The sequence below is a fragment of the Anaerocolumna cellulosilytica genome (assembly GCF_014218335.1).
GTDB lineage: Bacteria > Bacillota > Clostridia > Lachnospirales > Lachnospiraceae > Anaerocolumna > Anaerocolumna cellulosilytica.
Map to the genome: position 1 here is coordinate 4,638,325 of NZ_AP023367.1, position 14,884 is coordinate 4,653,208.

Here is a 14,884-nt window from a genome sequence, read left to right on the forward strand (position 1 = left end):
TATCATCCAATTACTAAGTCACCCGTTACAATAAAGGTTATCCACTCTGCGATATTTGTTGCATGGTCTGCCATTCTTTCCAAATATTTTATAATCATCAAGTAACAGATACATTGCGGTACCATATTTGAATCTTTTTGCATGGTTTCTGACAATTCTTCCGTTATTTTTTCAAAATAAGTATCAACTTCATCATCTGCCTGAATTACCTTCGTAGCCTTTTCCAGATTGCCTTCTACAAAACTGTCAATGGTACCAATTACCATCTTTTTCATAGCACTAATCATATCAGACAAATTTTTGGGAGGATTTACTTTGGGCAGTTTACTTAAACGTATAATGTATTCTGATATATCCACACAGTGGTCTGCAATTCGTTCAATGTCTGTAATAATTTTCATAATAGATGTAATTTTTCTTAAGTCGCTTGCTAACGGCTGCTGCTTTGCAATAATATTAATACAATCCTTTTCAATCTGCTGTTCCAATAAATCAATTTCATCATCCCGATCTATTATTTTCTTTGAAATGGCGGTATCCGTATTATCAAGTGCCAATATCATTTCATTTGTTGATAGTTCCAGAATACTCCCCATCTTTATTACGTCATTGTTCAGCGCTTCCAGTTGTGCAATAAATGTTTGTCTCATACTATATACCCATTGCAGCCACAATTAAAAGGTTGAAAGAATTCTAATGTGGCATCCTTTCTATATCAAAATTTTCATTCAACCCTGTGATACCATGTACCACCTTTATTTCATGTCTGTAAATTCAAATTTCTCAATATTCAGACTTCTTCTACTTTCATATTAAGCAGTAATTTCATAATATGCAAGCTATTTTTAACCGAATCTACCCGTAATGTAATCTTCTGTCTTTTTATTTTTAGGCTTATTAAAAATTTGCTCGGTGTCACCATATTCCACCACTTCACCAGTAAGGAAAAATGCTGTTTTATCAGATATTCTACCAGCCTGCTGCATGTTATGAGTTACAATAATAATAGAATACTGCTGCTTTAACTCTGTTGCCAAATCTTCTATTTTTAGAGTAGAAATAGGGTCAAGAGCTGAGGTAGGTTCATCCATTAGAATTACTTCTGGTTCTATGGCTAAGGTTCTTGCAATACAAATTCTTTGCTGCTGCCCACCGGATACGGCCAACGCACTTTTCTTTAATTTATCTTTTACTTCTTCCCAGATTGCTGCCTGTTTTAAAGAACGCTCTACGATTTCATCCAGTACACTCTTTTTCTTAATTCCATGTATTCTTGGACCATATGCTACATTATCATATATGCTCATAGGAAATGGATTAGGCTGTTGAAATACCATTCCTACTCTGGTTCTTAATTGAATGGCATCCATGTCCTTATAAATATCTACACCATCCATGGTTATACTTCCTGTAATCTTTACACTTTCTATCAAATCATTCATGCGGTTAATGGTCTTTAAAAATGTTGATTTACCACAGCCGGAAGGACCGATAAAAGCTGTAATTTTACCTTTATAGATTTCCATATTTATCTTTTTTAGGGCCTGGAAATTACCGTAATACAAGTCCAAATCCTTTACTGAAAATTTAACTGTATCGTTCACCTTACATCCTCCTGTTACTACTTCCTCTTATTTTAGTTTGTTCCTTTTTTCCTTAAAAATAACCTGGTAATCAACTTAGAGGCTACATTCAGGACGATGATTAATATAAGAAGTACCACTGCTATAGAACTGGCAGTACTAAGATCACCGGTCTCTTTAATTAACCAATACATCTTTGTTGTAAGAGTTGCCGCCGAGGCCTCTCCGCCCACCAGTGAAATCGGAATCTGCGCTACGGTACCAGCAGTCCAAATTAATGCAGCAGATTCCCCCACAATCCTGCCGATTCCTAAAATCATGGCAACTAAAATACCTGGAAGTGCTCCTGGCAATATAATTTTTCTGATTGTTTGAAGCTTTGTGGCTCCCAATCCAAAGGAGGACTCTCTATAAACCTTGGGAATCTCCTTTAACGCTTCTTCTGTTGCTGAAATAATAGTTGGTAAAAGCATGATACTTAAAGTTAGCGCACCTGCTAATATAGAATATTGCATTTTTGCTATTTGAACAAAAACCAGCATACCAAATAAACCATATATAATAGAAGGAATACCTGCTAAATTTTGTATGGCAAATCGTATTAATCTGAGAACACGACCGGGTTTTGCATACTCATTTAAGTATATTGCAGAACTGATTCCGATAGGACCTGCGATTGCCAGTGTCAATATAATAATATAGATAGTTGATATTAACATAGGCATAATACCGCCACCAGGTCTTATTACTTTAAGTCTTATAGCTGCGTCACTGCTTCCCATAATGAGAGCTGCTACTTCTTCGGCTTTCATCCCTTTGGTATTTTCTGAATCCACCTTAGTGATAATATCTGATTTCTTTAGCTCATAAAGCTGCTCCTTCATATTAAGTGCTTTTCGTACCGGAGAATTACTTTCTATTTCCTTTATATATACAGTATCGTCCTCATCCTCAAGGGTAATCCCTAAAGAGGGTACATACTTTGGATTGGTACTAGCTTCACCAGCTTGTTTATTTACATTTACAAATGTAGTTCTACTATCCCAGTTACGTACTAAAAAGTTAAGGTTTACGCCTGGAATTCCTTTATATAAAATAAAACCGATAATTACTGCTAATATGGCTACCGTTAAGGCAGTGGATAGGTATATTAACCCTTTTAAAAACCCATCTGACCATTTTCTTTTATTCCAATTGCTTTTTTCCATCTGCAAACTCCTATTATCCATTAACTGCTAGAGCCCTGGCTGCCCAGTCTGCTGGTTAGTTTTATTAGTGTTATGTTAATTACCATTATAAAGACAAACAGTATTACTCCGGTTGCAAATAGCATGTCTTGATGCTTGCCAGATGCATAGCCCATTTCCATGGCAATATTAGTAGTAAGAGGTCGTATTTTTGAAAAGATACTTTTTGGCAGACCTCCAATATTATTACCTGCAATCATCATAACTGCCATGGTTTCACCGATGGCCCTTCCGATACCAAGTACAGTTGCAGTCAGGATACCTGAACGTGCCGCAGGAATAACTGCTTTAAATATAGTCTGGGTTTTGGATGCACCAAGACCTAAGGAGGCTTCCCTATAAGATTTTGGAACAGCCCGTATACTACTTTCACTAAGTGATATAATGGTTGGCAGAATCATAATCGTTAATACGCAGATTACGGCCAATAAGGATTCTCCTTGGCCGGTCGGTGATATCTTATTAATGGCCGGTACTATTACCCCTAAACCAAACGCTCCGTAAATAACAGACGGAATTCCGGCCAACAATTCGATGGCCGGTTTTATAATTGCCACTAATTTTTTTGGCGCTATCTCAGCAATGAATACAGCAGTTAATAAACCAATGGGAACCCCGAGCACAATTGCGCCCAGGGTTGCCAGTACAGAACCAGCAATCATATAGAATACTCCATATATATCATTGCCGGGATCCCATTTCATTCCGGTTATAAATTTTAAGAAGCTGTATGCATCATCTCCGAAGAACGGTTTCAAGCCTTTGGAGAACACAAAGAGAATTATGGCGATAACGCTTAGTACACTTGCCAGTGCACATACCAGAAATATTCCGTGAAATAGCTTTTCTGGAAACTCACTACGTTTGCTTATCTTATTATCTTTGTATGCAATCTTTTTCATTAGTCTACTCTGATGCCTCCGTGATCTTCTACAAATCCCTGACCGTCTTCACTTACCGCAAATTCTAAGAAAGCTTTTGCCACAGGTGTCTGAGTTGCTTCCATTGATGCGAAAATAAATGGTCTGGATAAGCTATAGGTTCCTGCCTTTGCATTTTCTGCTGTAGGTTCTACACCACCTACTGTCAAAGCTTTTACTGTTTCATCAATAAAGGAGAAAGATACATAACCAATAGCATTTGCATTACCTGCTACAGACTGCTGAACATTACCGTTACCTTCAAGAACCGTAGCATCTTCTACTAACCCGCCTGCGTCTTCTAGCTTAATTAACTCCTCAAACGCTCCTCTTGTTCCAGAAGCACCTTCTCTGGATACTACAACGATGTTTGCATCACTTCCACCTACCTGGTTCCAGTTGGTGATTTCACCGCTATAAATTTTAACTAAATCTTCTAAGGTTATATCTGTTACGGTGTTTGCAGGGTTTACAGCAACTGCAATACCGTCATATGCAAAAATTACTTGTTTTAAACCATCCACTTTTTCTTCATCCTTTAATTCTCTGGAAGATGCACCGATGTCATTAGAACCTGCTAAAGTGTCTGCTATACCGGCAGAAGAACCGGTTCCTGTATAATTAATATTTACATCTGGATTTAAAGCTGTAAATTCATCAATCATATCCATTAAAATCTTTTCTACGGAAGTGGAGCCTGTTATAGAAATAGTTCCTGATAAGTCTCCATCCGTTTCGGCAGCTTCTGTTGGCTCTGTTGTTGCTTCCGGTGCCTTAGTTGCCTCCGCAGTGGGTTCTGTTGTCGGCGTTACATCTGTATTTGTTTCACTGTTACTGTTGCTGGAACATCCACCCAAAGCTCCGATTAGTGCGATGGTTAAAAGTGTAATCAGTATTTTTTTCATTCTCTTCATTTCTTTCCTCCTGATTTTGGGATCCCCCTATGATTTTTTGTTGCTTGTTTAACTTACAATACGAATTTTATACTGTAAATGTAATACGTGTATTTTTCTAATGTAAAGTCTTTGTAAACTAATAAAACTCTCTATAAATGTATTATTCAATAAAAATGTAGTAAATCTCTGCGATTTTTCCTTATTTTCTTGCATATGCCGCCTTTGGAAGTAGTTTACCCTGATTACGAATTTACATTCTTTTTTTGATATGCTAAAATGTAAACACATGGATTTACATAATACCTTCTTATAAATGAATAAATTTGAAAGAAAATAAAATGGGAGTTAAGTTAAAAAACAGGAACGAAAGGAATGAAAGTTAATATGAAAAAACAAGATTATTTGAAATGGGATGAATATTTTATGGGGATTGCTCTGTTATCAGCAGAACGCAGTAAAGATCCCAATACCAGCGTTGGTGCTTGTATCGTAAGCGAAGACAATAAGATTCTTTCTGTAGGTTATAACGGTATGCCCATCGGCTGTTCCGATGATGAATTTCCCTGGGAACGTGACGGGTCTGCTCTGGATACCAAATACGTGTATGTCTGTCACGCCGAAATGAATGCTATCTTAAATTACACCGGTACTCATATGAAGGGCGCAAAGGTATATGTAACTTTATTTCCCTGCAATGAATGTACCAAAGCTCTGATACAAAAGGGAATCAAGGAAATTATTTATCTATCCGATAAATATTCAGAAACAGATGCTGTCAAAGCAGCAAAACGTATGCTTGACGCCACCGGTATCGTATACCGAAAATATAATTCAATTAACAGAGATGTGGTTATTCATTTATAATATATATAACCCTGCCTTTCTCCTTAATATTCATTCATATTTTCTTAAGACAAAAACAGAAAAATTTAACGATTCTTTCCTTGAGATTTTTGGTGATTTGTGTAAAAATATAAAGGAATTGAATTTTGCATATATTTAAATATAAACATATACACGAATAACTGTAGAAAGGCTTGGTCTCTTTTCAATGCTTACAAAAGAACAATGGCTTAAAAGAAAACGCAGAAAAAGGGGCTTTAGATTGCTCGTCTTAACAACTGTTGTGATGTTAATCATAGTCTCTGCCGCATATATCGGATTATCCGTTATAAGCTTTAACTCACCCATGTTAACTGGTATCTTTCAGAAAAAGATTACTCTCGAAAGCCCTATCATACTAAAAGACCTTTTAACACCTAATGATTATTCCAGACCTCAGACTCCGTTACCCAAGGTAAATAGTATCGTTATTCATTATACTGCTAATCCTGGTACTAGTGCTGAGGCGAACAGAAACTATTTCGAAAATTTAAAGACGACAAAGACCACCTCCGCCAGCAGCCATTTTATTGTAGGTCTTGAAGGTGAAATTATTCAATGTATTCCTTTAAATGAGGTTGCCTTTGCTTCAAATGACAGAAATTCTGATACCATCTCCATAGAAAGCTGCCATCCTGATAAAACCGGCAAGTTTAATGATATCACCTATCAGTCACTGGTACAACTCACTGCCTGGCTATGTGCGAAATACGATTTGAAGCGAGAAGATATCATCAGACATTACGATGTTTCAGGAAAGCACTGTCCCATTTACTATGTAGAACATGAAGATGCCTGGGAGCAATTTAAGAATGATGTAATGGCTTACATGAAGGAAAATGCTACTAAATAATAAAAGGATTTGATAAATTCAGACATTGAATTTATCAAATCCTTTTGTGTTCAGTAATATGTTATGTTTAGTTGATTAAAAACCGTTTCTGTCATGTTTCTAATATCGATTAGTGATTGTCTTCCACACTATAATTTGGTGCTTCCTTTGTGATATGAATATCGTGAGGGTGACTTTCCTTTAAGGATGCTGCTGTTATCTTAACAAATTTACCGCTTTGTTTCAGTGACTCAACAGTTGCAGTTCCGCAATATCCCATACCAGATCTCAAACCACCGATTAACTGGAATACCGTATCTTCTACTGTACCTTTGTATGCTACACGCCCTTCAACACCTTCTGGTACCAGTTTCTTTGCATTGGACTGGAAGTATCTGTCCTTGCTTCCATTTTCCATAGCTGAAATAGAACCCATACCACGGTATACTTTATATTTTCTGCCCTGGAATAATTCAAATTCTCCCGGACTTTCGTCACAACCGGCAAATATACTTCCCATCATACAAACATTTGCACCGGCAGCAATGGCCTTAGTCATATCACCGGAATATTTTATACCGCCGTCAGCAATGATTGGAATATTATATTTCTTAGCTGCAGCATAGGAATCCATAATAGCAGTAACCTGAGGAACGCCAATACCAGCAACAATTCTTGTTGTACAGATAGAACCAGGTCCGATACCAACTTTAACGGCATTTACGCCGGCTTTAATTAGATCTTCTGTGGCTTCTCCCGTTGCTACATTACCGGCAATAATCTGTAAGTCCGGATAGGTATCACGAACCATTCTTACCACCTTAAGTACATTACCTGAATGTCCATGCGCTGTATCAATTACAATTGCATCAACCTTAGCCTTCACTAAAGCATCTACACGCTCTAATATATTAGAAGTTACACCAACCGCTGCCGCACATAGAAGTCTTCCCTGGGAATCTTTTGCAGATAAAGGGTATTTGATTTGTTTTTCAATATCTTTTATTGTTATAAGACCTTTTAAGTTACCGTCTTTATCAACAATAGGAAGTTTTTCCTTACGGACAGAAGCTAAAATCTTCTTAGCTTCATCTAAGGTAATGTCTTCTAATGCTGTAATCAGACCTTCTGAGGTCATACTTTCTTTTATCTTTTTGGAATAATCGGTTTCAAATTTTAAGTCACGATTTGTTATGATACCTACCAGTTTTTTCCCTTCGGTAATTGGTACACCCGATATTCTGTATTTTGCCATTAATTCATTGGCATCTTCTAAAGTATGCTCTGGTGATAAATAAAATGGATCTGTGATTACTCCATTCTCTGAACGTTTTACTTTATCTACTTCTTCTGCCTGCTGTGATATTGACATGTTTTTATGAATTACGCCAATACCTCCCTGCCTAGCCATAGCAATCGCCATTCTATGTTCTGTAACAGTATCCATTCCCGCACTCATCATCGGAATGTTTAATTTAATGGTCTGTGTCAGATAGGTAGATACATCAACTTCATTTGGTATCACTTCTGAATAAGCTGGTACCAGTAAGACGTCATCAAAGGTAATGCCTTCACCGATAATAGTTCCCATTTTATATATCCTCACTTTCTTAGTATTATGACAATCATATTGGTTTTTTGTTAATTTTTAAAAGTATACCCAATTAAGCATAGGTTGTCAACACCTAAACGAAAAATTTGTCCTTATCATGAGTACAAGTTCAAAAATCATTCCGCCACAGGCGCACATTTGTATGCTATATATAAAAATTGCCCAGAAAGCAAATATTTTACATAGTAATCTGCTTTTCCGGGCATTCCTTTTTTAGTACTGTGCCAGTTTTCTTGGATATTTCATCTTAATACAATTAAGCATTTTTTCATTTGGTTCAAATTTAATCCTTGTGGTCTTCTCACCTTCTCTCCAGATAACAACATAAGGCTTGACCTCTTTATCACCGGAAGAAAAATCCTTATCCACACAATTGACATGTGTGTAACCATCTAATGCATGAGAACCTAAAGGAGCCATTACTTCAACCTGTTCAAAATCAATTTTTAAGGCTGTTTTTCTTTTTGCTTTTCCCATTATTTTATCAAAATCCAACTGACCATCGCAGAATACGTATTCGTATTCAATACTTAATCTAGGAAAGAAATAAATAATAGCTACAATAAGAATTGCTGAAATAAATAAAAGAATCTGATTCTGAAAGGTTAACAAAAAAGCCAGAACAGCTGCTACCACCAGTACCACACGCAACGCATACGTACCTAAGGTTTCCTTTCTTTTCACACCGGCTTCTGCATATAATTCATTCACTAACCTTACCTCCTGATATTGATATTTAGGCATATTTTATTATTAATCAATACTCTACTGCTATTATACTAAATACTACACAAAAGATAAAGTCACAATGATAAATTTAATCTAATTTTTTTATAAAATGAGATTATACTATAAAAGAAGCCCTTTGGCTTCTGTGAGATACCAAAGGGCTTCTTCTATTAAATAGGGATATAACCCATGGGGATACTTCTTTTTCAGAATTATCTCCTGTTATATTACATCATTCCCATTCCGCCTGCACCACCTGGCATAGGAGCTGGTTCGTTGGATTTTATGTTAGCAACAACAGATTCTGTTGTTAATAGTGTAGATGCTACACTTGTTGCATTCTGTAATGCACTTCTAGTAACTTTAGCTGGATCTAAGATTCCTGCTGTTACCATATCAACATATTCTTCTTTTAAAGCATCAAAACCTACGCCTGCTTCTTTTTCTTTTACTTTGCTGGTTACAACGGAACCTTCTAAACCTGCATTGGATACGATGCAGTAAAGAGGAGCTTCCAGTGCTTTTAAGATAATGTTAGCACCAGTTTTTTCATCTCCTTCTAAAGTAGCTGCTAAATTTGCTACTTCTTTGGAAGCGTGGATGTAAGCAGAACCGCCGCCTGCTACGATACCTTCTTCAACGGCTGCTCTGGTAGCTGCAAGAGCATCTTCCATACGCAGTTTCTTTTCTTTCATTTCAGTTTCTGTTGCAGCACCCACACGGATAACAGCTACACCACCTGCAAGTTTAGCAAGTCTTTCCTGTAACTTTTCTTTATCAAACTCAGAAGTAGTTTCTTCAATCTGTGCTCTAATCTGTGTAATTCTTGCACTGATATCTTCCTTTTTGCCTTCACCGTCAACGATAATAGTATTTTCTTTTTGAACCTTAACAGATTTTGCACGGCCAAGCTGATCCATAGTTGTTTCTTTTAAATCTAAACCTAATTCGTCAGAAATCACTGTACCACCAGTTAAGATAGCAATATCTTGTAACATTGCTTTTCTTCTATCACCATAGCCAGGTGCTTTAACAGCAACTACAGTAAAGGTTCCTCTTAATTTATTCACGATTAATGTGGTTAAAGCTTCACCTTCAATATCTTCCGCAATGATTAAAAGCTTTGAACCGGATTGTACGATTTGTTCCAACACAGGAAGGATTTCCTGAATATTTGAGATTTTTTTGTCAGTAATTAAGATATAAGGATTATCTAAATTCGCTTCCATTTTATCCATATCAGTAGCCATATAAGCTGATACATATCCTCTGTCAAACTGCATACCTTCTACTAAATCCAATTCTGTTTTCATAGTTTTGGATTCTTCGATTGTAATAACACCATCATTCGATACTTTTTCCATAGCATCTGCTACCATTTCACCTACAGAGTCATCTCCGGCAGAAATAGCTGCAACTCTAGCTATCTGAGCTTTTCCAGTTAAAGTAGAGCTCATTTTGCTGATTGCTTCTACTGCAACATCCGTAGCTTTTTGCATACCTTTTCTTAAGATAATAGGATTTGCACCTGCTGCAAGATTCTTTATACCTTCATTAATCATAGCTTGTGCTAAAACAGTTGCAGTAGTTGTACCATCACCAGCTACATCATTTGTCTTAGTTGCTACTTCTTTCACTAATTGCGCTCCCATATTTTCAAAAGAATCTTCTAATTCGATTTCTTTTGCAATAGTAACACCATCGTTAGTGATTAATGGAGCACCGAAAGATTTATCTAATACTACATTTCTTCCTTTTGGTCCTAAAGTTACTTTAACTGTATTCGCTAATTGATTCACGCCAGATTCCAATGCTGCTCTGGCTTCTGCACCATATTTAATTTCTTTTGCCATTTTACTTGCCTCCTATTAATTTAATGATATATTGTTATTAGTCTTCCACAATTGCTACAATATCGTTTTGCTTTACAACGATGAACTCTTCATCATCTAATTTTACTTCTGTTCCGGAATACTTGGAGTAGATAACTTTATCTCCTGCTTTTACCTGCATGGTAACTTCTTTGCCGTCAACCACACCACCAGGTCCAACTGCTACAACCTCTGCCTGCTGAGGTTTTTCTTTTGCCTGGCCTGGTAATACAATACCAGATTTTGTTGTTTCTTCAGCCACCAGTTGCTTTAAAACTACTTTGTCTCCTAATGGTACTAACTTCATATCATTTCCTCCTTATAATTAAATAATTTGAGTTAAAGGCTTATGTTTTTGATTATTAGCACTCGCTTCAATTGAGTGCTAACTGATAGATTATATATTAGTAAATTTGCATTTATTATGCAAATTTACTTCTCACTAAAAATCCAGAATTATAACGGCTATCTTAACTTTATCTCTTTTATACTCTCTTTATCTCTCTTTTTTAAACTTTTTTAAAATATTACCAATTACTCCATCAAACTATACGTAACATCCCCAATTCTATTAATTTTATACTATTGACAAAACATTTGTTTGGAAATAAATGAAAAATTTCTAACAGTTTACCACTGGCTGTCCCTATGCTATAATATAACTAGTATTATCCAACTGGTTATATTATTACAAAAATTATATGATACATGGAATTAATTCCCTATGTATTTATAATTACCCTTGTACTTAAGATATTAAAATATGACCTTACTTATAATAAATAGAAAATGAAAGCAGGGATAAATTTGAAAGAAAAATTATACACTATACCCGTAAATGAAGCTTTTGCAGCTGATTGTGAATGCCCTATTTGTCTTATGAAGAAAACCCTTGAGGATAATGCAATTGAATTTACCATGGGGCCCAGCTATATGGAGGATGATGTACGGGCAGAAACAGATAAGATTGGTTTTTGTACACATCATGTGAAAAAACTCTATGAAAACCAAAACCGTCTTGGTCTGGCTTTAATGTTAAAAACTCATATGGATAAAACCATTGAGGATATTGAAAAACTAACAAAACAGGGGATAAAGATAGCTTCTCCCTCTCTATTTAGGAAGAAAACTGAAGATTCCTTGTTAAAATCATACATTGATTCTCTTAAAAACTCCTGTTATATCTGTAATAAAATTGAAAATACCTTTAATCGATATATAGTCACTGTATTTTCACTTTATACAAGTGATAAGGATTTTGTAGATACATACAAAAATTCCAAAGGTTTTTGCACCACACATTACGGTTTATTATATGAAGAAGCTCCTAAGTATCTTAAAGGTGATAAACTTGAAGAGTTCATTAATACCTTAAACCGTCTCTATCTTGCTAATATGAAAAGAGTTCGGGATGATTTGGATTGGTTTACTGATAAATTTGATTATCGTTACGTGAACGAACCCTGGAAGAATTCAAAAGACGCTCTTCCAAGATCCATGATTAAAGTCAATAGTATAATAGAATAGGGCCTTTTTTACTGATAGACAGCAAACGGTACTAGGATTCAAAAAAACTGCCTTACTTGCACTTACCGGATAGGTGTATCCCTTTATATAGCACCTGTCCGGCTGTTAAGTGCAGCAGTGCAGTATTATATTCTGTCTGAGGTTAACCCTCTTTTAACATATCCTTTAATTCTCTTGCCTTAGACTTGATTCTTTCATTGGCATCTCTGGAAATTAATACCTTAGAAATCCACCTGCTGGCTTCTTCCGTTTTACCGGCTCTTCTGGCCAAATCTGCCACCAGATAAGTCATAGTATTTTCATCCATACCACACATCGGAAACATTTCTTTTGAAAAAGCATCCGTAAAACCTTCGTAAGCATTTAACAGAAATTCTGCTTCTTCTTTTTGTAACTGACTGATTTCATTCTTTTTTTCACCGGTAAGGTCTTCTGCTTTTAAAGCCTCTGCCTTTCCACGAATTAACCAGCCTGTTTTCAAACAGGTATATGCTCTTTCACTTATCTTGCTTTTCTTAACAATTGTATTTACCAATGCCAGCTTATGTCTTGTAATAGCAGTATCATATGAGTAGGTTTCCTCATCCACTGACATCCCTTTAAAAGAAGATGAAATCTGCTCTTTTATCAGTTTTGCCTGCAAGGATGTCATGTAGTTAAAAAAGCGGTTTAGAGCTGAATATCCACAATGTGGGCATACTACTGCATCATATTTTAGAGAATCCACATGCTGATATTTAGGTCTTAAATCTGTGTCCGCAGAGATTAATTTAACTTTACCGGTCTTAACGGTTTTTGATTTAAATTCTTTATCACAAACCGGACAGGTGTAGCCTTTATCAAACAATAAATCAGCTTCCACTATCTCAACCTTTTCTTCTCCCTGTCCATCTGATTTTTTGGTTTTCTCATCTGGGGCGTAAACATCCATATTAGACATTTTGCCCAGCCCAAATGCTTCCAATCCTGAAAATAAATTTGCCATTCTTCTTCCTCCTCTAAACGGGCTTGTAAGAACTCTTTAGTGATACGATTCTATTAAATACTAAATGTTCCAAAGTTGAATCTTTGGAATCTACGCAAAAGTATCCATGTCTTAAAAATTGATAACTGTCATAAGCTTTTGCCTCTTTAACACTTGGTTCAATATAACAGGTATCAAGTACCGTTATCGAATTAGGATTCAAATTCAGACTTCCGTCTTCATTATAAACACCCTTTTCTTCATCTACTATATTTTCATACAGTCTTACCTCTGCAGTGACAGCAGTGGGAGCGGCTACCCAGTGTATAGTGCCTTTGACCTTTCTGCCGGTAAAGCCTGAGCCACTTCTGGTCTCCGGATCATAGGTACAATGGATTTCCGTTACTTTTCCGGATTCATCTGTAATATAGTCGGTGCAGGTTACAAAATAAGCATGCATTAGGCGCACTTCATTTCCGGGGAATAATCGGAAGTATTTTTTAGGAGGTTCTATCATGAAGTCTTCCCTATCAATGTAAAGCTCTCTGGCAAAGGGAACTTCCCTTACACCCATTTCTTGATTCTCCTGATTATTGGGAACCTCCATATATTCAACGGTATCCTCCGGATAATTGGTTATTACTAACTTAATTGGGTCTAAAACAGCCATGACTCTTGGCCTCTTTAATTTTAAATCTTCCCGGATGCAGTACTCCAACATGGAATATTCAACAGAACTTTGACTTTTGGAAACTCCGCAAAGCTCCATAAAAGTTTTTATGGATTCCGGTGTAAATCCTCTCCTGCGAAGGGCACTGATAGATACAAGCCTTGGATCATCCCAGCCATCTACAATTCCTTCCTCCACCAGTTTTTTAATATATCTTTTACCTGTGATAACATTGGTCAAATAAAGCTTTGCAAATTCTATCTGCTTCGGTGGATTCACATATTCTAATTCTCTTACTACCCAGTCGTATAAAGGTCTGTGGTCTTCAAATTCCAGGGTACAGATAGAATGTGTAATACCTTCGATTGCGTCTTCAATGGGATGAGCAAAGTCATACATAGGATAAATACACCATTTATCCCCTGTATTATGATGTGTCATCCTGGCTATACGGTAAATAATAGGATCCCTCATATTGATATTAGGGGAGGACATATCTATCTTAGCTCTAAGTACCTTAGAGCCATCTGGAAAGTCACCGTTCTTCATTGCTTCAAACAATGCAAGATTTTCTTCTACCGATCTGTCACGATACGGACTATTTTTACCCGGCTCTGTTAACGTTCCACGGTACTCACGAATTTCTTCCGGTGTCAGGTCACAGACAAATGCCATACCCTTTTTAATCAGCTTTACAGCACCTTCATACATGTGCTCAAAATAATCCGAAGCAAAGAAAAGCCTGTCTTCAAAATCACCGCCGATCCATTTTACATCTGCTATAATGGATTCAACAAATTCAGTCTTTTCCTTTGTCGGATTGGTGTCATCAAATCTTAAGTTAAACTTACCTCCGTACTTCTTTGCCAAACCGTAGTTTAGTAAGATTGACTTTGCATGTCCTATATGGAGGTAGCCGTTGGGCTCCGGAGGGAAACGGGTCATAATATTCGTACAGTGTCCCTCTTGTATATCTTTTTCTATGATTTGCTCTATAAAATTCTTAGACGTAGTTTCTTTGTCTAGTTGATTTTCAGTGTTTTTATTGATATCTGATCCATCCTCCATGCCAGTACCCTCACTCACCATGGCAAATCCTCCTTTTTAAGCATTTTTTAATAAGGTATATAATACCACAATTATTTTCAATA

Annotated in this window: 14 protein-coding genes; 3 read left to right on the top strand and 11 right to left on the bottom strand. The window is 36.4% G+C overall.

Annotation, left to right across the window (positions count from 1 at the left end):
• Window positions 1-2 precede the first annotated feature (2 nt).
• From phoU to acsn021_RS19080, 5 genes are all read right to left on the bottom strand, one after another.
• Window positions 3-650: a phosphate signaling complex protein PhoU gene (phoU, locus tag acsn021_RS19060; RefSeq protein WP_184095513.1), complete on the bottom strand. Its 648-nt coding sequence runs from the start codon at window positions 648-650 to the stop codon at window positions 3-5.
• A 195-nt stretch (window positions 651-845) separates the two neighbouring features.
• The gene (gene pstB / locus acsn021_RS19065) at window positions 846-1,604 is read right to left on the bottom strand and encodes a phosphate ABC transporter ATP-binding protein PstB (RefSeq protein ID WP_184095515.1); all 759 of its coding nucleotides are present in this window, start codon (window positions 1,602-1,604) and stop codon (window positions 846-848) included.
• A 32-nt stretch (window positions 1,605-1,636) separates the two neighbouring features.
• Window positions 1,637-2,791: a phosphate ABC transporter permease PstA gene (pstA, locus tag acsn021_RS19070; protein WP_184095517.1), complete on the bottom strand. Its 1,155-nt coding sequence runs from the start codon at window positions 2,789-2,791 to the stop codon at window positions 1,637-1,639.
• Between the two features lie 20 nt (window positions 2,792-2,811).
• Complete coding sequence (pstC, locus tag acsn021_RS19075; RefSeq protein WP_184095519.1) at window positions 2,812-3,732, bottom strand: phosphate ABC transporter permease subunit PstC; 921 nt, start codon at window positions 3,730-3,732, stop codon at window positions 2,812-2,814.
• Window positions 3,732-4,664: a phosphate ABC transporter substrate-binding protein gene (locus tag acsn021_RS19080; protein WP_184095521.1), complete on the bottom strand. Its 933-nt coding sequence runs from the start codon at window positions 4,662-4,664 to the stop codon at window positions 3,732-3,734. The genes pstC and acsn021_RS19080 overlap by 1 nt, the downstream gene beginning before the upstream one ends.
• A gap of 354 nt (window positions 4,665-5,018) precedes the next feature.
• Here acsn021_RS19080 and acsn021_RS19085 point away from each other — a divergent pair, with 354 nt between their 5' ends.
• Both acsn021_RS19085 and acsn021_RS19090 read left to right on the top strand, forming a co-directional pair.
• Window positions 5,019-5,510: a deoxycytidylate deaminase gene (locus acsn021_RS19085; protein WP_184095523.1), complete on the top strand. Its 492-nt coding sequence runs from the start codon at window positions 5,019-5,021 to the stop codon at window positions 5,508-5,510.
• 187 nt (window positions 5,511-5,697) lie between these two features.
• Window positions 5,698-6,381: a peptidoglycan recognition protein family protein gene (locus acsn021_RS19090; RefSeq protein WP_184095525.1), complete on the top strand. Its 684-nt coding sequence runs from the start codon at window positions 5,698-5,700 to the stop codon at window positions 6,379-6,381.
• Window positions 6,382-6,490: 109 nt separating this feature from the next.
• Here acsn021_RS19090 and guaB read toward each other — a convergent pair whose 3' ends face one another.
• From guaB to acsn021_RS19110, 4 genes are all read right to left on the bottom strand, one after another.
• Complete coding sequence (guaB, locus tag acsn021_RS19095) at window positions 6,491-7,951, bottom strand: IMP dehydrogenase (RefSeq protein ID WP_184095527.1); 1,461 nt, start codon at window positions 7,949-7,951, stop codon at window positions 6,491-6,493.
• Between the two features lie 234 nt (window positions 7,952-8,185).
• Window positions 8,186-8,683 (bottom strand): DUF6106 family protein, encoded by a 498-nt coding sequence (locus tag acsn021_RS19100; protein WP_184095529.1) that lies wholly within the window; start codon window positions 8,681-8,683, stop codon window positions 8,186-8,188.
• A 245-nt stretch (window positions 8,684-8,928) separates the two neighbouring features.
• Window positions 8,929-10,554 carry a chaperonin GroEL gene (groL, locus tag acsn021_RS19105; protein ID WP_184095531.1) on the bottom strand — a complete coding sequence of 542 codons (1,626 nt, stop codon included), beginning with the start codon at window positions 10,552-10,554 and terminating at the stop codon, window positions 8,929-8,931.
• A 37-nt stretch (window positions 10,555-10,591) separates the two neighbouring features.
• Complete coding sequence (locus tag acsn021_RS19110; protein ID WP_184095533.1) at window positions 10,592-10,879, bottom strand: co-chaperone GroES; 288 nt, start codon at window positions 10,877-10,879, stop codon at window positions 10,592-10,594.
• A 500-nt stretch (window positions 10,880-11,379) separates the two neighbouring features.
• On the opposite strand from acsn021_RS19110, the gene acsn021_RS19115 reads away from it, so the two are divergent.
• Window positions 11,380-12,099: a DUF6062 family protein gene (locus tag acsn021_RS19115; RefSeq protein ID WP_184095535.1), complete on the top strand. Its 720-nt coding sequence runs from the start codon at window positions 11,380-11,382 to the stop codon at window positions 12,097-12,099.
• A 142-nt stretch (window positions 12,100-12,241) separates the two neighbouring features.
• Here acsn021_RS19115 and acsn021_RS19120 read toward each other — a convergent pair whose 3' ends face one another.
• Both acsn021_RS19120 and acsn021_RS19125 read right to left on the bottom strand, forming a co-directional pair.
• Window positions 12,242-13,084, bottom strand: a complete 843-nt coding sequence (locus acsn021_RS19120; protein ID WP_184095537.1) for a DUF2225 domain-containing protein — start codon at window positions 13,082-13,084, stop codon at window positions 12,242-12,244.
• 13 nt (window positions 13,085-13,097) lie between these two features.
• Window positions 13,098-14,801 (bottom strand): glutamine--tRNA ligase/YqeY domain fusion protein, encoded by a 1,704-nt coding sequence (locus acsn021_RS19125; protein ID WP_184095544.1) that lies wholly within the window; start codon window positions 14,799-14,801, stop codon window positions 13,098-13,100.
• Window positions 14,802-14,884: the final 83 nt, after the last annotated feature.

Excerpts from the sequence above, each read along its gene's own strand:
- acsn021_RS19090 (WP_184095525.1), top strand. The coding sequence starts at position 5,698 with ATGCTTACAAAAGAACAATGGCTTAAAAGAAAACGCAGAAAAAGGGGC.
- acsn021_RS19080 (WP_184095521.1), bottom strand. The coding sequence starts at position 4,664 with ATGAAGAGAATGAAAAAAATACTGATTACACTTTTAACCATCGCACTA.
- guaB (WP_184095527.1), bottom strand. The coding sequence starts at position 7,951 with ATGGGAACTATTATCGGTGAAGGCATTACCTTTGATGACGTCTTACTG.
- acsn021_RS19120 (WP_184095537.1), bottom strand. The coding sequence starts at position 13,084 with ATGGCAAATTTATTTTCAGGATTGGAAGCATTTGGGCTGGGCAAAATG.
- pstA (WP_184095517.1), bottom strand. The coding sequence starts at position 2,791 with ATGGAAAAAAGCAATTGGAATAAAAGAAAATGGTCAGATGGGTTTTTA.
- pstC (WP_184095519.1), bottom strand. The coding sequence starts at position 3,732 with ATGAAAAAGATTGCATACAAAGATAATAAGATAAGCAAACGTAGTGAG.
- acsn021_RS19125 (WP_184095544.1), bottom strand. The coding sequence starts at position 14,801 with ATGGAGGATGGATCAGATATCAATAAAAACACTGAAAATCAACTAGAC.
- acsn021_RS19085 (WP_184095523.1), top strand. The coding sequence starts at position 5,019 with ATGAAAGTTAATATGAAAAAACAAGATTATTTGAAATGGGATGAATAT.
- acsn021_RS19110 (WP_184095533.1), bottom strand. The coding sequence starts at position 10,879 with ATGAAGTTAGTACCATTAGGAGACAAAGTAGTTTTAAAGCAACTGGTG.
- groL (WP_184095531.1), bottom strand. The coding sequence starts at position 10,554 with ATGGCAAAAGAAATTAAATATGGTGCAGAAGCCAGAGCAGCATTGGAA.
- phoU (WP_184095513.1), bottom strand. The coding sequence starts at position 650 with ATGAGACAAACATTTATTGCACAACTGGAAGCGCTGAACAATGACGTA.